The organism is Olivibacter sp. CPCC 100613 (assembly GCF_036959255.1).
Taxonomy (GTDB): Bacteria; Bacteroidota; Bacteroidia; order Sphingobacteriales; family Sphingobacteriaceae; genus Olivibacter.
This window is the reverse complement of the sequence record NZ_JAWMTI010000001.1, coordinates 818,050-842,176: the sequence shown is the minus strand read 5'-3', so window position 1 is coordinate 842,176 and position 24,127 is coordinate 818,050. Positions and strand designations below refer to the sequence as shown.

The window sequence follows — 24,127 nt, the reverse complement described above, 5'->3', positions numbered from 1 at the left end:
GCTGCGACGTCATTCATTTCTTAACGTATCTGCAGGGTTAACAATAGAAGCTTTAATGGCTTGATAACTGATCGTAATGAAGGCTAAAAACAAGGTTAATGCCGCTCCTACAATGAAGATTACCCATGACAAATGAATACGATAAGCGAAGCTGTCCAACCACCTAGCGGTACCCCACCAAGCAAGGGGGGTAGCAATCAGCATTGCAATACATACCAATTGAATAAAGGGTTTGTTGAGCAACAATAGAATTTGTCGGGTATTGGCACCTAACACTTTACGGATACTTACCTCTTTTTCGCGTAAATTGATTGCAAAAGCCGACATGCTGAATAAACCGAGTAATGCTACCAGCATAATCAACGTAGAGAATGCTGTGAAAGCTTGGCGTAGCTGTTCTTGTTTAGCATAAAGCGCGGCATATTGCTGGTCAAGAAAATCGTAGATAAAGTACTTGCCATCCAGCTTGTTAATAGATGGCCATTGTTTTTCCAACATTTGTAGGGTTGAACGAATGCTGCTCCCGTTCACTTTTACCAAAATATCACTTTTAAAGGGGTGATTCGGATAGCTGCACTTTGTTTGCAGCGTATAGGCGGTGGGTTTTACAAGTTGTTCAAAACCTTGCATTTTACTATCTTTTACGATACCGATTAGGGTATAGTTTTGATCGCAAATACGGATCTTTTCACCGTTCAGTTGATTGATTCCTAAGCGCCGTGCTGCTGATTCATTGATGACAATAGATTGAGTGGTATCTGATTGTAGCGATGTGGAGAAGGTCCTACCCGCTAATAGGTCCATATCCAGGGTTTCGAAATAACCAAAATCTACACCAATATGGTCTAAAGCGTATGCTTTATCGATATAAGTGAACTCTTCATTGCTGGGTGCGGGTCCTCCCGGGTAATTCGTTACCACCGTAACTTCCTCGATACCGGGAATCGCTTTCATTTGATTCCTCAGCGTGGTGAATTGAGCGGGTTTATTGAATAGCGTGAGATTTTTAATATGTACAATATGGTCAACATTAAATCCCTTATCACTTTTTTCCATATAGTTCATCTGCCTATTGATAACGAGCATTGCACTGATAAAGACAAAGGCGATGATAAATTGAAAAGCAAGCAAGGCGTTTCGTAAAGTAAAAGTCCCATGGCCGTTATAAAGATTTCCTTTGAATATGGTAATGGGATGATAGCCAGATAAAATATACGCGGGATATAATCCTGAAAAGAGCGTGGTTAATAAAATTGCGCTACCTAGTTGGCCAAACACAGTCAGGTTGAAATCGAAAGAAGAAAAATCATAACCAAAAAAAGTGATCATAGCATTCCACCCCATGTTGACCATAAAGCAGGCAATGCCTGCAGATAGGAGACATTGCGCAAACACCTCAATTAGGAACTGAAGGCCTAAGCGTTTTCGAGAAACACCAAATACTTTCTTCAAACCAATCTCTTTAAACCGTTTTTGCGATTGTACCAACATCAAATTCGCAAAATTAATGCATGCTAATAATAGGATGATAGAAGAAAGAATACCCAGTGCCCACACGATCTTGTACCCTGTATCGGAACCATTTTTGGGGCGCAGGTGGAGGTTTTCTAAGGGATCCAGATAAATAATGGATTCTGCACGTGTTGATCTGCTGACTTCTCCTCGTTTCGCGATGTTATTTTGATAGATGGTATTGATTTTATGCGTGAGTGCCTTAATATTGATTCCTGGTTTTACGAGGATATAAGTTTGATAAACATTGTTATCACCGTCACCCTTTCCTTCTGCAATGTCCTCTCTAAAACCAATGTAATCGTATTCCAAATTTGACAGGAGACGAGGTTCAGTGATTCCATGGACGTTCTCCGTAAAACCACTCTCTTCGTTCATTAAGGATACCATCTTAGAGGTCTTGAATGCTGCTGGAGCTTCATTAGGAAAGAGTTTTTTACCCACTTCGGCGGACAGTAGGCCTATTGACTTCTCCGAGGAATTAGCAATTGAAAGTCCTGTTAGATTGATCGCAAAAATAGTTGCAATAGTACGATCGGCTCCCAGCCAATTCTTCACATAAAACATCTCATTTTCCGAGATAAACGGGATTTCAAAAGGAGCCCTTGCAACGCGACCAACACTTTCTATTTCGGGTATTGCTGCTTTCAAAGCAGGAGCAAGTGCCGCAGGCGTAATATCGGAAGAACGAGCCTCATCAGTTAAACCGATAAGGTAGATATTTTCATAATTGGGATTCCATTTATCATAACTATTTTCTCGATGAATGTAGGCATAGGCCAGAATAAATCCGGCAAAGCCGATCGCCAGACCTAACATGTTAAGCATAGTAAACAGCTTGGACTTCCAAGCTGCTCTCCATGCTATCTTTAGGTTATTGGTATTCATATTTTATTGTCGTAAGTTTTATGTTATAAGGTTCTTAATACTTATAATGTATAGCTTTAATAAGGCTAAGAGTAGGTTTACTACCTACCCAGAGCCATCATTTATAACCAATCGTACCAAAATGGGCATAAATGAAACCAAAAAGTGTAAGCGGTTGAAAATTAGCATCTTGTTTTATTCATGATTCGAATCGTTGTCCGATAGTGCACAATTGGTGTTCGAAAACGAACAGTGTTTTTTCAATTGTGGGTTGCGAGACTTGTTTTTACGAACAACGGGCAACTCACAACGAATCTACTCATTCCTTAATGAGTCGGCGGGATTGGAAATTGCGGTTTTAATCGTTCGGAAAGCGGTGCTAATGAAAGCAATGCCGAGCATGAAAAAGGTTACGTAAATAAAAATTGATAAGGAAATCGGTGTTCTTAAAGAGAAATTTTTGAGCCAATAGTACAAAAGTAACCAAGCAATGGGACTGGCAATCGCTGTGGCAATTAATACAAGTTTTATAAATTCGCTGGAAAGCAGATAGGTAAGAGAACGGATGCCTGCACCCAATATTTTGCGAATGCTTATTTCTTTTTTTCGTTGTTCGGCAATAAAAGTAACCAGGCCATAAACACCTAAACAGCTTATGACTAATGTCAATAAAGTGAAAGCAGTACTTAGCTTAGCAATTCTATTTTCAACGGTAAATTTTTTGGCAAAATCATCTTTAATAAAGCTATAATCAAAAGGCTCATGCGGGAAGTGCTTCCTGAACACCTCGTTGGTTTTCGTCAGCGCCTGCTGATGTGTCACATTTGGTGCGATTCGGGCAATGAGAAAATTGGCTGCAGGTTGCATGAAGTAGATCATTTGATGTACTGGTTCATAGGGTGATTGAGCCACCAGATCTTTAACCACACCAATTATGGTATAAGAAGCATCATTAAATGTGGCGTCTTTCCAGCGAATCGTTTTTCCTATCGGATCTTGTATGTTCATATACCGCACGGCGCTTTCATTTAGGATAACAGCAGTGGAATCACTGATGAAGTCTTCAGAGAAATCCCTACCCGCAATAATTTTCCAATCGAGTGTTTCTCCATATTCAGGAGATACAGCCATTAACGAAAAATCATCCTTAAATCCAGGGGGTTTGCCTTCCCAAAAGAAACCGGAGGTATTTGACCAGTTATCCGTTGCCGGGCTGGTTGTCTGTGCCACATCTGTTAGCATTCCCGTGCTTAGTAATGCATTTCGGAACGATTCATTACGACCATTAAAGTTATTTATCCGAACACTGATAAGTCCATCTGGACGATAACCTAGATCCCGATTTTTTGCATAATTTATTTGCTTAAACACCACGATGGTGCAAATCGTTAAAATCGTTGCAACAGTAAATTGAACAATAACGAACACTTGGCGTAAGGGAACGATTGCTCGCTGTGTTTGATATAAGCCTCTGAGGGTATTAATTGGTTTAAAAGTGGACAGTACTAAAGCCGGGTAAGCACCGGAAAATAGACCGACTGAACAAACAAAAGTGAAGCAGATTAAATGAAAAGTCAAGCTGCTATAAGGAATACTCAAATTTTTCTCTGCCAACTCGTTAAAATAGGGCAAAGCTACATAGGTCGTAATTAACGCCAACAAAAAGGACAAGAAGGAGGTCAATATAGATTCACAAAAAAACTGAAGCATAAGTTGCTTTCGGTTCGACCCAACAGATTTACGAAGCCCAACTTCCTTTGCCCTTTTCTGTGCGCTTGCTGTGCTTAAATTAACAAAGTTTACCGTAGCAAGAAGCAAGACAAAACCCGCAATAATCGAAAAAAGCCATATGTATTTTATTTGTCCTCCGGCTTGTTTTCCATTTTTCCAATCGTCGTACAAATGCCATTTACTCATAGGATGTAGAAAAAGCGAGTAGGTGGTAGCGACCTGTTCCTGATTTTTGGTTAGCTGATCTTCCTGCAGCTTGCTTATTTTTTCAGTGGTCGATGAAAAGGATGTAGCAGGGTTCAATTCAACAAAAACTTCGAACCAGTTATATTCCCAGGCCCTTTCCATTTTTTTATAGTTTCCATCGGTAGCGACTAGGAGCTTCCAAGGAAGCAAATACTTTACTTCTCTGAATGTAGAATTTAGAGGAAAATCTTCATAGATGCCCGTCACGGTGGTGAGCATGTTATTGTCAACTTTAACCGTTTTGCCAATAGCATTCACCTTTCCAAAAATAGCATAGGCCATTTCTTGCGAAAGCATGATGCTATTCGGCTTCTCTAAGCCCGCTCTTATGCCGTGTTTTATCTTTAGTGGAAGGATCTTCGTACCATCATCCTCTATGAACTTACCCTGAGCACGAAGTCGTTTGTTCTCACTGCCTAGCGTATGTTCGCCCGTTTGACGAGCTAATGCAACCGTCTCAAATTCCTGATGAAAATTTGTTCTTAGCGCTTCGGCCAGAGGAGCAGCAACTGTTTTTGATGTTTGTATAGTACCGGTATGTTCGGTGTTGAGCATTACTTGTGCAACCCTTGTATAATTCGCTTGTTGCTGATCAAAGGTTAGCTCATCCCAAACCCATAAACTAATCAGTAGCGTTACGGTTATACCTAAGGATAAACCAATCATATTAATGCCCGTATAAGTCCGATTCTTTAAAAGTGTTCTCCAAGCAATTTTGATATAGTTTCTGATCATCTCGTTATTCGTTATTTGCTGTCAGTTATTTGTTTTTTTTCGATAAAGAGTAACCAACAACCAAATTATTCATTCCGCAAACTATCCACAGGATTGGCCTTTGCTGCTTTAATAGCCTGCACACTCATTGTAAAAAAGGCTATGCCTATTGCCATTAAACCAGCTAATGCAAATATCCACCATTGAATTTCTATGCTATAGGTAAAACGTTGCAACCATTTGGTCATGGCCCACCAAGCGATTGGTGTGGCAATTAAAATGGCATATATTACCAATTTCAAAAAGTCTTTGGAAAGCAAAGTGACAATCCCCGAAATGGAAGCACCAAGTACTTTCCGGATACCAATTTCCTTTGTGCGTTGATGGGCTGTTAAGGTAATCAGCCCTAATAAGCCTAAGCTACTGATCAAAATAGCAACGAAAGTTGATAAATTGATGATTTTGGACATATTCCTTTCCTGTGTATAGAGTTCCTCGATGCTTTTATCGTAGAATTTATATTCAAAAGCGTCTGCGGGATAAAATTTTTTCCAAAGCTTTTCGATATCGCCAATGCTTTCCTGCCAGCCATCTGGGTTTCGTTCCGTTAATTTTATATTATAAGTCGCATTCAATTGCTTGTCGATCAGTAAGATAATCGGATCAATTGAGCTATAGAAAGTCTTATTATGAAAGTCCTTTACCACACCGACAATCGGATGTTTTTCGTGATCTTGCGGACCAATGAATTTTCCGATCGCTTCCTTCGGTGATTTAAAACCAAGGATCTTTGACATGGTTTCGTTAATTAGATATTCCTTGACAGTATCTAGTGGAAGAAGGTTACGGCCAGCTAGTAAATGCATGTTGTAGAGTTCCAGATAGGCCGTATCGATATTCTTTATATAGGGTTGGAGTTCTTTTTTGGCCGTACCATCATCGGGTATATAATCGTAATTATTACTTATCGTATGACTGCTTAAAGGAGGAGCGGCTAAGGAAATAGTCTCTATTCCTTTTAAGTTCTTCAGCTCATTTAGAAAAGTGTATTTTGTCCCTTTGTTATCATTTACTTTACGCCAGGGAATGTTGACTAATAAAATGGCCTTCTTGTTAAACCCAAGATCTTTATGAAGCGTATAGCGAAGTTGTTCACCCACAATAATGGCGCATACGATAAATAACATAGCGATGATGAACTGAAAAACGATAAGTGTTTTTCGGAGGGATAAGCGGACATTTCCAATCGTAATAATGCTTTGATTCCGTAGGATTTGAATCGGGTTAACACGCGTGCTAAGCCAGCTGGGATATAAACCTGCGCAAAGCGTGGTGAGCCCTAAGAATAGCCAAAATAGAACGAAAATCTGATAATAGTTACTATAGGCATGCATATGCTCGGGAAACAAGTCTTGGAACGATCGGAGAAACAGATAAGTGAAAAAACAGGAAACAAATGCCGCCAGCAGGCAAGTGACAAAGGTCTCCCCTAAAAATTGATAGATCAAACGTCCGCCTGAACTACCCATTGTTTTACGTACGGCTATTTCCTTACCCCGTTTAGGTAATTGTGCTGTACTCAAATTAATGAAATTGATGATCGCCAAGATTAACAAAAAGACGGCCACGCCAATTAAGCCAAGCAGAACGGGTTTGTTGGCCTTATGCACATTATTTTCGCCATATTCTGTGCGGAAGTGCATCGCTGTTATCGGAATAAGGCGCTGATCACGTCTAAATCGCCATTTAGCAAATTGTTCTTGGGTATTTTTGACGGAAAGGGCGTTGATTTTTTGTTGTACTGCCGTGACTGAACTGTTGGCCTCAAGTTGAATATATAATTTATCGCTGGAATTCGTAGACCCCCAGTCACTCTGCGATGGATAATCCTTTGGTAGTGTAAAAAACTCCTTGGCATAAAAGCTAGTTGCAAAATCTAAATCATTAACAATTCCGCTAACTTCTTTACTAATGCTATCATTATAAACCAATGTTTTACCCATGATGTCATTTATAGCAAATCCCGGGAAATACTTTTCTGCTCGGCTTTTCGTCAAAACAACTTTATTGGGCGCGTCCAGTGCCTGTTTTGCATTTCCCGTTAGCCATTGATAAGGGAGCATTTCGAAGAAACTGGACTGTGTCATTACCTGAAGATCGGGCGATTTAAAAGTTTTACGTTCACCGTTTCTTTGAGGAATAACCACTTGTTCCATAAACAGTTCAGCAACAGGAACAACGAATTTAACCCCGGGAACCTCTGTTTCAACGGCCTTTCCCAAAGGTTTCGGCACCCCCACATTATGTCCCTCTTCTCCATTAAATTCTAGGTGACTGACCACGTTGAAAATTCGCTCGTGATTTGGAATTGCCCGTTCGAAGCCAAACTCAAAACCGACCAGTTGATAGATGATAAAGCAGGCACTAATACCGATACTTAAACCTAAAATATGCAGGCTTGTAAACAATTTGTTGTACCATAGCTGACGGATGATCGTTTTTAACATTGTAGTTATTTGTTGTTAGTTGTTTGTTCTTGGTAAGGCATCGCGAATAACCAAGAGCTAATAACGAAATTTATTCGGTCCTTAAACTTTTGACAGGATTAGCTCGAGCAGATTTAATTGCGCGAAAGCTAATCGTTAACATCGCGATGGAGATTGCCAAGATACCCGCAAGAACAAAGGTCCACCATTCGATGTTGATTCGGTAGGCAAAGTCTTCTAACCACTTATTCATAGCCAACCAGGCAACAGGTACGGCAATGAATATAGCAATGAGCACAAGCTTTAGGAAGTCTTTCGACAATAATTGAACTAATCCTCGGACGCTTGCTCCAAGTACTTTTCTTATACCGATTTCCTTAATTCGTTGCTCTGCTACAAAAGTAGCTAAACCTAAAAGCCCCATGCATGAAATTAAGACTGCGAGGGCGGCAAGAATACCAACAATTTCGCTGGTTGTTTGATCGGCTTTATAAAGATCTTCAAAATGGTCATCCAAAAATTGATATTCAAAATCACTGTCGGGACTTACTCGCTTCCAAACGGATTGGATATAGGCTAAGGCATCTTGAGCTTTTGCTGTATTGATTTTAATTGAAAGTTCACTATAGCCAAAATCCTTTTGGTTATAGAGACATAAGGTTTCAATTTTATGATGTAGTGAATTGAAGTTAAAATCTTTTGCGACGCCGATGATCGTACTGTTCGAATCTAAACCACCAAAACCAAAGCGCTGGCCAATTAGCGATTCTATCGGCTGTTGCCTATCTTCCTTGAGTAGCTCTTTGGCAAGGGATTCATTGATAATATAGGTCTTGCCATTTTCAGCCAACCGATCGCTTGAAAAATCACGACCGGCCACGAGTGGAATTTGGTAAACCTTTAAGAAATCGGGATCAACCACGATCTGTGAAACAGCAAAATTTCGAACAGGACCATTTCCATAATAATTCACACCTGTTTGATGTAAATTGTTGCCTAACTTCTGCTGATTAGCCGTAACACCTTTAATTAAATTACTGGCTAAAAGTTCCTGCTTCAGTGCTTCATATTTTTTGTTCGCGTTATTATCCAGTGAAACGGTTACAATCTGTTCTCGCGTGAACCCCAAGTCTTTTTTTTGCATAAAGCGAAGTTGTTTGATCGCAATGAGGGTGGAACTCATTAAAGCAATGGCGCAGGCAAATTGCCCAACAACTAATAAATTTCGGAAAAATGCTTTGCCTTTAATACGGGAAGCTTTACCTTTCAAAACAATGGTAGGTTTGAATGAAGATAGGTAAGCCGCAGGATATAGCCCCGCCAAGCCCCCAAGTAGGATGGCGCCAAAAAGCAAGGAAAAGAAAAGACCAGGAGTAGCAAATAAAGGAAACGAGATGGCTCGAAGACTGATATGATTGACATATAATAGCATTAATTTAACCATACCGATCGCCAATAGCAAAGCAATTAAACAAAGGAAAATGGATTCGCCGATAAACTGAAAATACAATTGTCCTCTTTTAGCGCCTGTACTTTTCCGTACACCGATCTCTTTCGCTCTACCTGAAGAACGAGCCGTAGTTAAATTGACAAAATTGATCGAAGCGATTGCTAATACCACCAGCGCTATAGCAAAGAAAATAAGGGTGTATTTACTGTTGAACTTCTGATGATTGATATAATCATGCGTAATATCTGTTGATCCCGCGTGTACATCCCGAAGGCTTTGCAAGAATAGCTCATAACCCTTGGCTCTTTCTTGTCCCATATGATCTACGAGAAAAGCAGGAAATCTCTTTTCAAGTTGTCGAATCGCTGCGTTTAGCTCAATTTCCAAATAGGTGGTGAGCCAATTGCTTCCCCAATTCTGCATTTGTTCCGCATTGACATAAGTGTTCATGGAGAATAGTGCGTCGAACTGAATATGCGAATTTTCAGGAATGTCTGCTAAAATTGCTGTAATGGTAAAGTTGGTGGTATCTCGTCCGCTCGTAGTAATCGTCTTGCCTAAAGCTTCTTCACTGCCAAATAAGGCCTTGGCACTCGTCTGGGTAAGCACTAGACTATTGGGATTCTGTAATGCGGTACTGCGATCACCTTTTAAAAGCTTGAAATCGAATAACTGTAAAAAGGTAGAATCGACTAAATGGGTGGAAGCCAGCGCATGTTTGATACCATTTACCTGAAAAGTGACTTTACCAAATGGATTGACACGTGTAAAGTTGATAATTTCAGGAAACTCACGCTGTAAAGTCGGGCCCATGGGGTACATGGAGAGCGCGACTTTTTGAGGAGCGACCATTCCTTCCCATTTCTGTACCTCATCTAAGCGGTAGAGGTTCTTTTGATGTATTGCATCAAAATTTCGTTCATATTGAACAAAAAGAATAATAACAATACAAACAGCCATACCAATGGCCAGCCCTAAAATATTCAATAGCGAATAGAACTTGTTTTTCCACAAATTACGCCAAGCTGTTTTAAAGTAATTTTTAAGCATAATTAGATCGTTTTGGCCATTATGCGTAGGCCATCATTTTTGGTTTACCAAAATACTTCCAAAAGTATTAATAGCTTGGTTATAAGCTTTTTGCATATATTTTTTAAACGCTTATGTTCGAAATCGGACAGGCAATGTTCGATTTCGGACAGCGGATGAGATAAAGGTTGATAGCGCGGGCTATTCTTTGACAGTGCGGTAACAAAAAGGCATACAAAATGAGATACAGGCAACAATGCCTTGTGGACAATTCCTTAATTTGCAAGGTGTTATTTGCGGAGATGGGATAAAAAATAATGAAAGCAGCAGTATTAGAAAAAAAAGGCGTTAGCCCAAGGTTTAAGATAAAAGAACTTCCTCAACCAAAAGTTAAGAACGGGCAAGTATTAGTAAGAAATTACGCTTCATCGATTAACCCCGTAGATGTAATGGTACGCAATGGAAAGGCTTTGCTTTCGAGTGCCGGTTTTTCCAATCAGGTAATCGGTAGTGATTTTTGTGGTATAGTACTGAAGTCGAAGAGTCGTTTGTTTAAGGAAGGGGATGAAGTTTTTGGTATGATTTCCGCCTTAAAAGGAGGCTGTTACGCAGAAGAACTAGCAGTAGATGCACATCAGCTTGCGCTTAAACCGATTAATCTTAACTATTTAGAGGCAGGAGTCATTCCTCTAGTTGGATTAACGGCCTATCAAGGCTTATTCAAGATCGGCAGGTTACAGGAAAGCGAGAACATTTTGATTACAGGATGTACCGGTGGGGTGGGATCCGTTGCTGTCCAGTTAGCGAGAACATTGAATTGCCATATTAGTGGCCTGTGTAGCGAAAAGCATCGTGCATATGCGAACAAAATCGGTTGTGATGTCGTTATTGACTATCAACGTCAACATATACCTTCGGGAGCCAAATTTGATCTTATATTTGATGCTGCAGGCATGTATACTTACAGTGATTTAAAACAGCATTTGAATGAGCAAGGACTGTTTGTGACCACTAGGGGGGAAACCAATAATATGAAAGGGTTCGTAAAAACGGCGGTTGATGTGGTTTTCGAACCCAATATGAAGTTCGTGTTTGTCAAACCCAGCGGGGATGATCTGAGCGCTTTAAAGGAACTTGTTGAAAGTGGAGATCTGAGATTGCATATAGCGGGCGTCTTTACGTTAAATGAGCTGACCGAAGCGCAATCCATGATGAAGAAGGGGGGATTTGTAGGTAAGATAGGCGTGGATATCGCAGGGGGTGGATTGAAAAGCGAGCGTTAAAATAGTAGGAATTATTATATGTAATGTGTCAATTCCATAGTTGACATCAATAAAAGGGTATCTGTCTTATTTTACCCCTAATTTGTCAGATTCCCCTACGAGCGGATCCCTAAATCTTCCGTATTTTTACCAAAGTTTAGTTGACGAAGCATATGTGCTTGCAAGAACAACCAATTATAAACAATTAAATGCATGATCTATGGATAATAGGCAGAATCAGCTGTCCCTTTGGAAAGAATTGGGAAATGCCATCCGCGGTACCGAGGCCGACTATACCCAAATTAATTTAAAGCGAGCCATTTTATTATTAGCGGTTCCCATGATTTTGGAGCTCATGATGGAATCTATTTTCGCGGTTGTTGATATTTACTTTGTTGGCAAACTAGGGCCATCGGCTGTTGCAACCGTAGGTCTTACCGAAACCTATTTATTTTTGCTTTATTCAATAGCAATGGGACTTTCTACGGCGGTTATGGCTATCATCGCCAGACGAATTGGTGAACAGAAAAAAGAACAAGTGGGTTTATCTGCTGTTCAGGCAATTTTCATTGCCATCATAGCATCTTTACCTTTTGCTACGGCCGGAATCTTCTTTTCCAAAGAATTACTAACACTTATGGGAGCGGATGCGTGGTCGATTCAGCACGGTTATGGCTACACGCAATGGATGTTAGGTGGTAATGTCGTGGTAATACTACTTTTTGTGATGAATGCAATATTTAGAGGTGCCGGAGATGCAGCTATTGCTATGCGTGTACTATGGGTAGCCAATGGCGTAAATATCCTTCTTGATCCGTTACTCATATTTGGTTGGGGGCCAATTCCCGCCTTTGGGATTGACGGCGCGGCTATTGCCACTAATATAGGTAGAGCGGTTGGTGTGGTAATGCAATTCTGGGTACTCTTTAAGGGAGGAAAGCACATCCGAGTCCGCATAGATCAAATCGTTTGGGATATGAAAACAATGTTTACCATATTACGCACTTCACTGGGAGGTATCGGTCAGATGTTGATTGCAATGACATCTTGGATTTTTTTGATGCGTATTTTGGCTGAAGTGGGAAGCGAGGCTGTTGCGGGGTCAACCATCGCGATGCGCATCATGATGTTTTGTATGATGCCTGCCTGGGGCTTATCGAACGCTGCAGCCACTTTAGTCGGACAAAATTTAGGTGCGGAAAGACCGGATCGAGCAGAATCGGCCGTTTGGAAAATCGGTCGTTATAATATGGTATTTATGCTTATCATTTCGCTGATATTTTTCTTCTTTAATAGACCCTTAGTCGGCCTTTTTAGCATAGACGACCGCGTTATTGCTATTGGGGGTGAATGGTTGCAGATTATTTCTTACTCTTTTTTTGTTTATGGTTGGTGGATGGTCTCTGTACAAGCCTTTAACGGAGCCGGTGATACAAAAACACCGACGATGATTAACTTTGTCTTTTTTTGGTTGATCCAGATTCCGCTTGCTTATTTTTTGGCTATTTCGCTTCATCTTTCCCATACCGGCGTGTTTTGGGGAATATTTGCCTCAGAGACAGGAGTGGGGCTTTTTACACTTTGGCTTTTTTCTCGAGGCCGCTGGAAAACGGTTAAGGTTTAAATTGCTGTATCGTATCAAGAGACCAGCCTTCTGCAGGCAAGTATGTATCAGGATATTTCAATGTTAAGGATTTTATGGTGTTGAAATATCCTGATATTTGTATTGTTTCGTTCTCAAGCGTTATCATTTTACAAGGTAAATACCCTATCTGGTTAGGATGGGTCGCGTTCCTATTCAGACCGTAAAGACTTCACCGGATTTGCCATCGCGGCTTTAATAGCTTGGTAACTCACCGTAAAAAAGGCAATAACCAGTCCTAAGAAAGTGGCTGCTACAAATATCCACCAGTGAATTTCCATATGATAAGCAAAATTGGCTAACCATTGATCCATAGCAAACCAGGCGAGGGGTGATGATATAAGCCCCGCGATTAATACTAATTTCATGAAATCGGTGGATAGTAGTTTGATAATATTGTTAACGGATGCGCCAAGTACTTTACGTATCCCAATTTCTTTCGTACGCTGTTGAGCAGTATAGGTTGCAAGACCCAATAATCCTAAACAGGCGATAAAGATTGCCATGCTAGAGAAAATGGAAAATACGTTCCTAAAATGGGCGTCAGCTTCATATTGCCGATTAAAGCTCTCATCAAGGAAGCTATATAAATATGGGCGTTGTGGCGCCAATTTTGTCCATATCTCGCCTAATTTACTAATCGTTGCCGGTAAATTATCCGACTGTATTTGCAAACTCAGAAATCGGCTTGCCATAGGAGCTAAGCGTAAGGTTAGGGGTTCAACACGTTTATGAAGAGAAAGATAATTAAAATCTTTTGTTACACCGATTACCGTTCCGTCCCGTCCCCATTGCGAAAAGCGCTTCCCGATAATATCTTTCGGGTTGCTATAACCATAAAGCCTTGCCGTAGCTTCATTAATGACTAAAGAATGTAACGTGTCTGCGGGGAAATCACGCGAGTAAGACCTGCCGGCGACCATTTCAATGCCGAAATGGGAAATGAAATCAATATCCACTTCAAAGATGGCCGGAACTTCCATAACGGAATTACCATTTGCCGTTTCGATACTCGTACCGGCATTCGGGAAATAGCTGCCAGGGACGCTACGGGATGCAGATACGGATACGACCTCTTTTTCGCGCAAAAAAGCCTGCTTAATGGACTCCAATTGCCGGAGTACCTGTTCATCATAATTGAAGTCTATGACCAACATATGGTTTTTTTTAAACCCGAGATTTTTATTTTGCAAGTGATCTAACTGTGATACGACGATAACAGTTCCGGCGATTAGGGCAATTGACAAGCTAAACTGGAAAATAACCAAACCTTTCCTTAAAAGGGCTCCTTTTGGAGAAGTACGGAAAACACCTCGAAGGATGGTGATGGGCTTGAAACCGGATAAGACTAACGCAGGGTAGCTTCCTGCTAAAAAGCCGGTAATGAACAGGGTAAGGAGGAAAAGTAAAAATGTTTGCCAAGTAAAGACAAAATCCGCGTTGATCTGCTTCCCGGTAACAGCGGCGACAAACGGGAAAAGCAGTAAAACCAATAAAAGCGCTAAAACAGCTGATATGAAAATCATAAGGAACGATTCAGTCAGAAACTGCCAAATCAATTCTTTTCTTGTGCTTCCTACTACTTTACGTATGCCAACCTCTTTAGCCCGCTCGAGCGAGCGTGCCGTTGCCAAATTCATAAAATTGATGCACGCTATACATAAAATAAAAATACCTATTACCCCAAAAATGTATAAATTGGCCAAACTACCGGTAGCGCCAGGCTGGCGATCGGCACTTGAGTGCAAATAAGCATTTAACATAGGTTCAAAGGCAATACTGTACCGACCATCATCATTAGCATGGTGCCGATTTAGAAAGGCAGGAATGTCTGCCGTTAACTGCTCAAGATTTGCTTTTTCCGAAAGTAGGAAATAAGTATAGAAATCCACATAACCCCACTCATCAAAAACCTCTGGCCAAGATTGCTTAAAGGAGCTCATAGACATGAGCGCGTCAAAAGTGAAGTGTGAATTAGGGGGTATGTCTTCTAAAATACCGGTTACTGTATAGACACCCGGGGCGGCCCTCCCACCGGTATTACCTCCTTCAATGGTTTTGCCAATAGGATTTTCGTCACCAAAATATTTTTTGGCCGTGCTCTTAGTAAGCACGGCGGAATAAGGGGCGACAAGTGCTGTTTTTGGATTACCGGCAAGCAATTTCCAACTGAAGACACTAAAGGTGTTGGAATCAGCAAAAAAGACATTGTCTTCTTGAAAGGCTTTGTCACCATAGCGAAGCAATACAGGGGATCTGCCGGAAAATTGGACAACCTCTTCTACTCCCGGAAAATCAGCTTCTAGTGCTTTTCCCACCGGTGCATTCCCCCAAATTTGATAAGTATAATCCCCTTTTTGCCCCGCTTTCGTTGTTCCGCTGGTTCCGATCTCTTTATAACCGTGAACAACGCGATAAATCCGATCCTTTTTTACGTGGTATTCATCATATGACAATTCATTCCGAATGTAAAGCCCAATGAGAAGACAGCTGGCAAGGCCGATAGCCATTCCGGTTATATTAAGCGCCGTGTATCCCTTGTTTTTTAAGAGGGTTCGCCAAGCGATTTTCATATAATTTTTTTTCATATTAAGTAGCAAGTAGAAGGTATCAAGTATCAAGATATTCTATGAGCCTATTTACGAATAAGAGCTTTATGTCTTGACACCTATATCTTGTGTCGTTGTTATTCATCCCTTAACGAATCAACCGGGTTCGCCAACGCTGCTTTAATTGCTTGAAAACTGACCGTCAACAAGGCTATTATTAAAACGGCGATACATGGAAAAACAAGCAGCCACCCATTAATTTTAATGTGATAGGCGAAGCTTTGCAGCCAAGTATGCATGAAAAACCAGGCGATAGGTAAGGCTATCAATGAGGCCAAGGCTACAAGCTTTAAAAAATCTCCAGATAGCATTTGTATAATATCGGCTGTGCTAGCTCCTAGAACTTTCCGAATCCCCACCTCTTTAGTTCGCTGCGCCGTAGTGAAAATGGAAAGGCCAAATAAACCGAGACAGGCTATTAAAATTGCCAAAGCCGTAAGCAGCAGTGTCATTGCCGCCTGTTTTCTTTCTGCGGTGTATTGTTTGGCAAAGTTCTTATCCAGGAAATAATAAGAAGTAACATTTGATCTGTCGAAAGTTTGATAGACCTTTTCCAAGTATTGGAGACCTTCCGAGATATGGTTTTTTGCCAGCTTAACGTATAAGTTGTCCTCCATAGTCGTTACAGGAGGCATTACCATCACGAGTGGTTCAATTACATGTTGAAGTGAATAAGTATGAAAATCTTTTACAACACCCACGATTGTTCTTTCTGCCGTGTTTCCTCGATCGTCTATGTTAAACTTCATTCGTTTCCCAATCGGATTCGTCCAACCGAGCTTTTTCATGAGGGTTTCATTGATTAAAGCGGAACTATATTTATCTGAAGGCATTGCGGTCGAAAAGTTTCTACCCAACGATAGTTTGATATCCATTGTTGGTAGGAAGTCTGCGTCAACCATTAACTCCTGTGCAGGAATAGAAGGAGCGGAAAAATCGCCATCAGCGGTTTCAAATTTGTATCCCAAACCACCTAGATTGTTATCGCCAATAGGGTTTCCCGCCGCTGAAACGCCTTCTATAAAAGGACTTTGCAACAATTGTGCTTTTAGAGCTGATATTTGATTTCGTACTTGCTGGGCATCGATATGGAAAGTTACTACTTGGTCTTTATTGAAGCCTAAATCCGCTTGTTCAGCGTAACGAAGTTGTTTAAAAATAACAAGTGATGCAGAAATTAATATAATCGTTATGACGAATTGAAAACTAACCAATGATTTCCGTACTGTAGCATTCATCGCCATGCTTCCGATTTGGCCTCTAAGCGCGGGAATCGTTTTAAAACGAGCTAAAAATAGAGCGGGATAGACGCCAGCAACAATTCCTGTAAAGAGAGAAAACACCAGCAACGTAATCAACGTGTTGAAGACACCGAAGCGCCAAACGAACAATTGCTTTCCGGTGAGTTCATTAAAGTAGGGGAATGCCAGTTGAATTAAAACAATTGCAATACCTGAAGCAATGAACGTCAGCAAAAGGGCTTCCGTTAAAAACAGAAAGGCAATGTTTCGTTTACCTGAACCGATCACTTTACGGACTCCTATTTCTTTAACGCGTGTTATATATTGAGCAGTGGATAGATTCAAATAGTTTATAAGGGCAATGAGAAGAATCAAAATAGCTACAAAACTGAGTAAAGTTACTTTTTTTATACTGCTATTTGCACTTAGTTCGTAAGCGAGATTTGAGTGCAGATGAATAGAAGGTACGGGTTGCAGTTCGATTTTATAATCGGCAACCTGCATACGCTTTTGGATGGTTTGAGCAGCAAATGATGCTAGTTTTTTTTCTAATGTACGATAATCGATGCCATCCTTGAGCAACAGATAAGTATACACATGGAAGTTCTGCCAACCTCCTGTGAAGTTATTATCGAAAGAACGAACACCGCTAAAACGTAAATGTGAATTTTGCGGTATATCAATAATGACTCCTGTAATTTGGTTTGGAAAATTGTCATCAAAATACAGTGTACGATTAAAGGCCTGTTCCGCTGAACCAAATAACTTAGTTGCTAATTCTTCTGTAATAACAATAGATTGCGGCTTCAATAGGGCAGATGCCGGATCGCCATAAATAAAATGATAAGAGAACAATCGGAGTAAGCTAGCATCGGCAAAGACGATGTCTTCTTGTTTAATCTTTTTATCGTTTACCCTTATAATACCTCCGCCTTCAAGGTCAATGCGTGCTGCTGCTTCGATTTCCGGAAAAGCTGCTTTTAAAGCAGGAGCAAATGGAGGAGAAGTAGGCGCTTGATGTAGATCATTCCCATTCCATCTGGTACGTTGAACTACGCGGACAAGTCGATCGGCATTCGTATGATAACGATCGTAGCTAAGCTCATCGGCAACATATAACGCAATAAACCAAAAAGCCGCTAACCCGATTGCCAAACCGATAATGTTAATGGCTGAAAAACCTTTATTTCGGAAAAGGTTTCTCCATGCTATTTTGATATAGTTTTGAAACATCTCAATGGGTTCTTCAGTATCCCTGCTATCGATCCGTACAATTAAGTTGCCACATTAAGAAAGCTATTAAATAACCTCCAAATACAGGTTTTAAAAAAAGTGATGTACGGAAATGAACACTTATTTGTTCATTTCCGTACAGGAGCCTATTGAACTTCTAAAAAGATTGCTTTTTTTATTGGTAAAAATATTTTTAATAATATATATATGCTTTTAAATAATATTTTTATATCTTTGAATCATTGTTAAACACCCTAAACTTATCATGAAAAGAACAATTGAACTGAACCTACCGGAGGACTTTATTGTCGTTAGTGAGCTATTTAATATTTCCGTAGAGAAAACGCTCGAGACACTCTCACAACGTATTACACTTTACGAATTTTTGGATAAGGACAATAAAGTCAAACAGTCAGAGGCCATAAAAATTCTGCAACGGTTTTTAAGGTTTCAAGGTGTTAGTAGAGAAAAGATGAATGATGATTTCGCTCATAAGTTTCATCCTTACTTAGAGAATATAAGCAAATTGATAAAAATAGATGCTGGGAGAAAATCGCGGGAATATCAATCAATAGTTAATTGCTGTTATGATGAATTAAACAATATCGCATAATATGAAGAAAGTAATAAAGATTAAGCTATTAAAAGATTTTGAACTGTTGTGTAAAATGTTAGATATCGAGCAAGAGCAGTTCTTTCAGTATTATTTGGATCGGATTTCTTTGCCTCGATTGATGAGTGTTCATCCTGAAGACCCCGAAGGTTTGCTGACGGATTTCTTTCTCAAGAATACACCGGTTGAGGACACAAAAGAAACACAAGAATATATCGAAAAGAAAGCAAAGGGAAAATATCATCACGCAATGATGACTATTGCGGGAACAGAATTGGAACAGCCGGAATGCGAAGAACAGTTAAGGGTTGAGGTGAAAAAATGGCGTGATGAATATGTTATGTTGAGAAAAAAATTAAAGGAAAAAGGGAGACCAATTAAAATCATCTATTATGGAAATTAAGATATATTTTACCTCCGAATTCGAAACAGCTTGTGATATCCTTTATTGGAAACCTGAAGAAATTTTACAGGAGTTTATTAATCTGGTTTCTTTAGCCAAATATAATAGTCAAGAGGTGAGTGATAATGAAGGGCTGGCAACTAAGTTTATGTTGTATCAGACAAAGAAAAAGGGGAATCGACTGGTTCCGGCAAAACAAATCCATATTGAATACTGTCAAAAACTGAAAGAAATTCAAAAAAATTATAAAGAAAACAGTCTTGATGAACGGCATGCAGCTGTTTCCAAGCTGTTTTCATCATGGCGAAAAGAGCTGATTATGAATATGTCAGAAAAGGACTTCATTATTGATGTGAAGCAGAGGAAGAAACAATTGGGTATTGATTAATCTTTTACCATAATGAAACCTAAACTACCCGTAACCTATGGAGGCATGTTGACACAAGATGAACTTGCCGAGCGATACGTCTATATTTCCGCGAGAGTTAGAAGTAATTATACAGAGGAAGAGCTCTCTTTTTTACTGGGAAGAGCTCCCTATTATTTTAGCGATTATGAGCGAATGGAGGAAGGGGCTAAGTTAACGGGGATCGATATGGAAAATTTGAAATACATTTTTTCGGAAATTTATCTAGATGAGCTATCCTTTGAAAAGGATGAATTTTATGCCTACAATGAAAAAAGAATTGTGAGAGTTCAAAAGGAATGCGAAAAGGATAAGCTGATATATCGGATTTTTCACCCTTGGATTCAACGAAAAAATAAGCGAAAGGTAAATGAGCCGCTTGTTCTTCATGAGTTATATCGCAATATTACTGTTTTAGAAGAACAGGAAATAAAAGAATATATGTTATACATGTTACGCTTACTCTTGCGCCGGCGCTTCTTTAATATGCCACAAGCTCCTTATTATATCTATCGGGAAGTGGATAAGCAAAAATCAGCAGGAACAACGATTTACCCGATTTATTTAAAGCATGCTTTATACGACTTGACGCATAAAGGGCTATTCAGCATGAAAAGGATGAATGGCGTCTTATTTTTTTCTAGTAGCCCCTAATGAATAAACCTTACTCGCTTCGCAATGAATCAACCGGGTTAGCTATTGCAGCTTTAATAGCTTGATAGCTTACCGTCAATAAAGCGATTGTAATTGCGCCTAGTCCGGCGATGGCAAACATCCACCATTGTACGGTTATTTTAAACGCAAAGTTCTCTAACCATTTATTCATGGTCCACCAGGCAATTGGTGTGGCAATCATTAACGCGATCAATACCTGTTTGATAAAGTCTTTAGAGAGCAGCCCGGTTATTCCACCAACGGTAGCTCCCAGCACTTTGCGAATGCCAATTTCCTTGGTGCGTTGAAAAGCGGTAAAGGCGGCTAAGCCATATAATCCTAGACAGCTGATCAACAAAGTTATAGCGGTAGCCACATTCACCAGTCGGGACGTACTATGCTCCTGCCGGTATAGCGATTTTATCGTGTCATCATAGAATTGATAAGAGAATGGCGCTGTCGGGTAAACTTGTTTCCATTCTTGCTCAATAAGGGCAATCGCTTTTTTCCAGGAGGAAACCTTAGGTGAAGATAGTTTGATATTAAAAGTTGTTAAACCAGGCTTTTGCGCTGTAAAACCGAGTAAATCAATTGTGCTCTTCAAGTTAAACTGATGAAAATCTTTAATAACTCCAACAATAGTCTGCGGCGTGTTACCTTGATATAAAGTTTGCCCAATGGCCTCTTCGGCACGAGAGAAGCCAAAGGCTTTGAGCGCGGTTTCATTTAGAAGCAATTCGCGCACGGTATCCGTTAACTGGACGTTCCTTCCCGCAAGTAACGGTATTTGATAAAGATCAAGGTAATTATTGTCTATATTTTTAAACATCACTTGCTTTTGTATGGTGCCGTTTTTTCCGCGATAATCCATTAACCAAGCCGTCATTCGGTCAATCATCGGTAAGTCGCCCAAAGAAACCGCTGCGATCTCGGGATGTTGAGCCAGTCGTTGCTTTAAAACAAATTGAGAGCCTTGAAAAAGCGAATCCTGCTGTAGCTTATAGGGGATTTCGACCGTTAAGATGGCTTCATGTTCAAAACCTAAATCTTTGTCCAAAGTATATTTCATTTGTTGTCCGATAATAATGGAGCAAATCACAAATACCTGTGCAATTACAAACTGGAACACAATCAGTCCCTTACGGAGATTCAATTGATAGCCCCTAATCGATTGCTTTGTTTCGCCTTTTAATACGCGGACCGTTTGTACACGGGTAGCGAGCCAGCTAGGATAGAGTCCTGCAAGAACCGTAATAATACCGATCAATGCAATGGAAAAGGCAATCATACCGGGATAATTGGTGAAATTGTCCATACCCTCGGGGATGTATTCCGCAAAAACGCGCAGGGATAAAAATGTTAGAAATAGTGACAAGGCGACTGCTAGTAGACAGACAACAAAAGTTTCCAATAAGTAAGAACGGATAATGATTCCTGATGTACTTCCTAACGTTTTCCGAACACTTATTTCTTTTGCCCGTTGAGGTATTTGTGCGGTGGTCAGGTTAATATAATTGATACAGGCTAGGGCAAGTAGAAAGAACGCAATGCCTACCAAGCCGAATAATACGGATTTATTGGCGGTACGGGCGTCAGATTGGGTGGCAAAATGTTTGTCCTTCAGCTGAAGAAGCTTAAAATGTGATTTAAAGTTGCGTTGTTTAAAAATCTCGCTGTTGATCTTTTCGTTTAGTGCATTCAATTGATCAAGAACAGTCTTAGTGCTAACCCCTTTCTTAAGCTTAACAAACAATAACTCATTGGAAGATAAGCTGCTCCAATCGGTACTGGTAAGACTTTCTTGGTCTATAGGAAAAAACTCTTGTGCAGGAAAACTATTGAGATAGCCTAAATCTGCGAGAACACCGGACACCGTTTTTTGTATGGTATCATTATAGGTGATGGTTTGTCCAATAATTTCTGAAGGGCGTTTACCGGGGAAATAATATTGTGCTCGCGAAGCAGTTAATATAACTTGCTCTGGTGTTTTCAGAGCCTGCTGGGCATTTCCCGCTAGCCATTGATAGCCTATCATTTTAAAATAGCCTGGTAATGTGGCTATCCGTTCAGAGAGGTTTTCTACCAACGGACTTTTGGCAGTTTGGGCCGTTTCATAATGCTGATAATAAACAGGAGAAACCTCCTCCAGTCCGGAAATTTCCCGGAGCATTGCTGGCAATACACCTTTAGGAACAACAGCCATCTCACGATCCCGTCCATCTGGTGTTTTGAAGCTCGATGTCAGTTGAAAAATGCGTTCACGATCGGGTTCAAATTTATCATAACTAAATTCAAAGCTAACCATTCGAAAGATGATCCAGGACGCGCTAATGCCAATGGCCAATCCCAAAATATTTAAACCTGTAAATAAACGATTCCGCCATAAATAGCGTAAGGTCGCTTTAAGGTGATGATAAATCATGCTGCATTAAATTGTTAAAATTCCAATTTGGTCTGTCGGCTATGTTAACGTTCCAAGGGCTTCTTGCTGTACGGACAAGGCATCTAACCAGCTAGCTATCCACAATTAAGTGGCCATATTAAAAAAAGCTGTTTTTGCAATTTGAACGAGGTTTACGGTAAAAGTAATGTACGAAAATGAACAAAGAAGTGTTCGTTTCCGCACAAAGAACATTGGAAAGACCCGCTTACCTTTTTCTCCAACATGGAAAGCTTCCTCAATACCCATTGCAAAGTCGATCGTTTCGCTCGCAATAGCTAGCAAACTGCTGTCACGATAGCTGATTTCGCTAGTAAAACGGCTCATCTCAACAGCTAGATAGGTGGTTTCATTATTAAAACGATTTATTTCGATCGTACTATACCACGTTTTGATATTCAATTGCTGCACTGTGTCAGCAAAACGCAGCATTGTGCTACTTAATGGCTGCGCTTCGTTGTTAAATTCTGTGTTTTTCCTGCAAAGCAGGTCGTTTCATTGCCGAATTAACCCGTTTTGCGGGCAAAACTCCCAATTTCGATATTGAAGCGGTGCATTTTGGTCACTGTTTTCTTTACACTGAGAATGGTTTTTGCAGTCCAGAGGGGTTGGTTACGACATCTGAAAAGCGACAAAAGCGTCATTTTACGCCAAAAACGACAAAAGCGTCAAATTGCGACATGCTCTATTTTTTTCTTGCGGAATTTTGTATTGCACTTCAAGGGAAGGAGAGCATATTTTTTAAATATAAAAATAAATGAGCAAAAATGAAAAAATGGATTGTAGTACCTCCTTAAATAGGGACGATTGATTTGCGGTGATATACGTTAACGGAATTCGATGAGAAAAAATAAATGGATAACAATTTTAAATAGAAAATGATGAGAAATTTACGAGTAAACAGCAGTTTTAAAAGCAAAAGAGATGCTGAAATTTTACAAAATGCCTTAACAATTTTACAGGCGATGACTAGCAACACCAACTTTCCGGAACCATCACCAAGTTTAACGGAGGTGCAAGATGCGGTGACGGACTACCAGGAAAAATTGGCAAAAGCTAGTCAGAAGGGAAGCCCTCTTGATGTGAGTATCAAAAATGAGAGTAAGGAAGGATTGGGTAGCCTATTAAAGCGACTAGCTTTTTATGTCAATTCAGTTGCCGAAGGAAATATGCCAATGCTCCTTAGCTCAGGTTTTTCCCTGTCTGCGCAACCTATTGCTGGCTTGATACCTCCGATACCTACACGTTTGCGCCTAACAGATGGCCCCTTAAGCGGTCAAATACGCTTTGACTTTGATAAGATTGCGGGGCGTGTCATTTACGAGTACAGCAACGCCAAGGAACGGGATGAGTCGGGGATGTTTGTATGGAGTGATCGTAAGACCACTACATCCACACGCAACATCTTGAGCGGATTGCAGCCCGGGACCACATATTATGTCAGGGTTCGTGCTGTAAATAGCAGCGGACCTGGTGATTGGTGTGAACCGGTATCATTGATGTCGAGATAGCTGTTTTCCCCGCGGTTTCTAAGCTGTGGGGAATTTTTCCATCCCAAATCGTATCTTTGCATCCTTAAAAAGTAGATA

Annotated in this window: 15 protein-coding genes; 7 read left to right on the top strand and 8 right to left on the bottom strand. The window is 40.3% G+C overall.

The genetic code is table 11. The annotated features are described in order from the left end of the window. Positions 1–9: 9 nt before the first annotated feature. The 4 genes from RYH73_RS03180 to RYH73_RS03165 all read right to left on the bottom strand — a co-directional run bounded on the left by RYH73_RS03180 (position 10) and on the right by RYH73_RS03165 (position 10,056). Positions 10–2,400 carry an ABC transporter permease gene (locus RYH73_RS03180; RefSeq protein ID WP_335311816.1) on the bottom strand — a complete coding sequence of 797 codons (2,391 nt, stop codon included), beginning with the start codon at positions 2,398–2,400 and terminating at the stop codon, positions 10–12. Positions 2,401–2,694: 294 nt separating this feature from the next. Beyond that, positions 2,695–5,091 (bottom strand): ABC transporter permease, encoded by a 2,397-nt coding sequence (locus RYH73_RS03175; protein WP_335311815.1) that lies wholly within the window; start codon positions 5,089–5,091, stop codon positions 2,695–2,697. A 65-nt stretch (positions 5,092–5,156) separates the two neighbouring features. After that, a complete protein-coding gene (locus RYH73_RS03170; RefSeq protein WP_335311814.1) occupies positions 5,157–7,577 on the bottom strand; it encodes an ABC transporter permease in 2,421 nt (806 codons plus the stop codon). A gap of 70 nt (positions 7,578–7,647) precedes the next feature. Then, the gene (locus RYH73_RS03165) at positions 7,648–10,056 is read right to left on the bottom strand and encodes an ABC transporter permease (RefSeq protein WP_335311813.1); all 2,409 of its coding nucleotides are present in this window, start codon (positions 10,054–10,056) and stop codon (positions 7,648–7,650) included. Positions 10,057–10,352: 296 nt separating this feature from the next. Here RYH73_RS03165 and RYH73_RS03160 point away from each other — a divergent pair, with 296 nt between their 5' ends. Beyond that, the gene (locus RYH73_RS03160; RefSeq protein ID WP_335311812.1) at positions 10,353–11,318 is read left to right on the top strand and encodes an NAD(P)-dependent alcohol dehydrogenase; all 966 of its coding nucleotides are present in this window, start codon (positions 10,353–10,355) and stop codon (positions 11,316–11,318) included. A 199-nt stretch (positions 11,319–11,517) separates the two neighbouring features. Next, positions 11,518–12,921 (top strand): MATE family efflux transporter, encoded by a 1,404-nt coding sequence (locus tag RYH73_RS03155; RefSeq protein WP_335311811.1) that lies wholly within the window; start codon positions 11,518–11,520, stop codon positions 12,919–12,921. 170 nt (positions 12,922–13,091) lie between these two features. Here RYH73_RS03155 and RYH73_RS03150 read toward each other — a convergent pair whose 3' ends face one another. Both RYH73_RS03150 and RYH73_RS03145 read right to left on the bottom strand, forming a co-directional pair. Beyond that, entirely contained in the window at positions 13,092–15,527 is a 2,436-nt protein-coding gene (locus RYH73_RS03150; protein WP_335311810.1) for an ABC transporter permease, read from the bottom strand. A 98-nt stretch (positions 15,528–15,625) separates the two neighbouring features. Further along, complete coding sequence (locus RYH73_RS03145; protein WP_335311809.1) at positions 15,626–18,022, bottom strand: ABC transporter permease; 2,397 nt, start codon at positions 18,020–18,022, stop codon at positions 15,626–15,628. A gap of 265 nt (positions 18,023–18,287) precedes the next feature. Here RYH73_RS03145 and RYH73_RS03140 point away from each other — a divergent pair, with 265 nt between their 5' ends. From RYH73_RS03140 to RYH73_RS03125, 4 genes are read left to right on the top strand one after another with little or no spacing between them, the layout of a single operon-like run. Then, positions 18,288–18,635 carry a hypothetical protein gene (locus RYH73_RS03140; RefSeq protein ID WP_335311808.1) on the top strand — a complete coding sequence of 116 codons (348 nt, stop codon included), beginning with the start codon at positions 18,288–18,290 and terminating at the stop codon, positions 18,633–18,635. Between the two features lies 1 nt (position 18,636). Then, a complete protein-coding gene (locus RYH73_RS03135) occupies positions 18,637–19,038 on the top strand; it encodes a hypothetical protein (protein ID WP_335311807.1) in 402 nt (133 codons plus the stop codon). Further along, positions 19,028–19,426 carry a hypothetical protein gene (locus RYH73_RS03130; protein WP_335311806.1) on the top strand — a complete coding sequence of 133 codons (399 nt, stop codon included), beginning with the start codon at positions 19,028–19,030 and terminating at the stop codon, positions 19,424–19,426. Before RYH73_RS03135 ends, RYH73_RS03130 begins: the two co-directional genes overlap by 11 nt. Positions 19,427–19,438: 12 nt before the next feature. Next, the gene (locus tag RYH73_RS03125) at positions 19,439–20,098 is read left to right on the top strand and encodes a hypothetical protein (RefSeq protein WP_335311805.1); all 660 of its coding nucleotides are present in this window, start codon (positions 19,439–19,441) and stop codon (positions 20,096–20,098) included. 10 nt (positions 20,099–20,108) lie between these two features. Here RYH73_RS03125 and RYH73_RS03120 read toward each other — a convergent pair whose 3' ends face one another. Beyond that, entirely contained in the window at positions 20,109–22,520 is a 2,412-nt protein-coding gene (locus RYH73_RS03120; RefSeq protein ID WP_335311804.1) for an ABC transporter permease, read from the bottom strand. A 105-nt stretch (positions 22,521–22,625) separates the two neighbouring features. Further along, positions 22,626–22,970, bottom strand: a complete 345-nt coding sequence (locus RYH73_RS03115; RefSeq protein WP_335311803.1) for a hypothetical protein — start codon at positions 22,968–22,970, stop codon at positions 22,626–22,628. A gap of 446 nt (positions 22,971–23,416) precedes the next feature. Here RYH73_RS03115 and RYH73_RS03110 point away from each other — a divergent pair, with 446 nt between their 5' ends. Then, the gene (locus RYH73_RS03110; RefSeq protein WP_335311802.1) at positions 23,417–24,049 is read left to right on the top strand and encodes a fibronectin type III domain-containing protein; all 633 of its coding nucleotides are present in this window, start codon (positions 23,417–23,419) and stop codon (positions 24,047–24,049) included. Positions 24,050–24,127 lie beyond the last annotated feature (78 nt).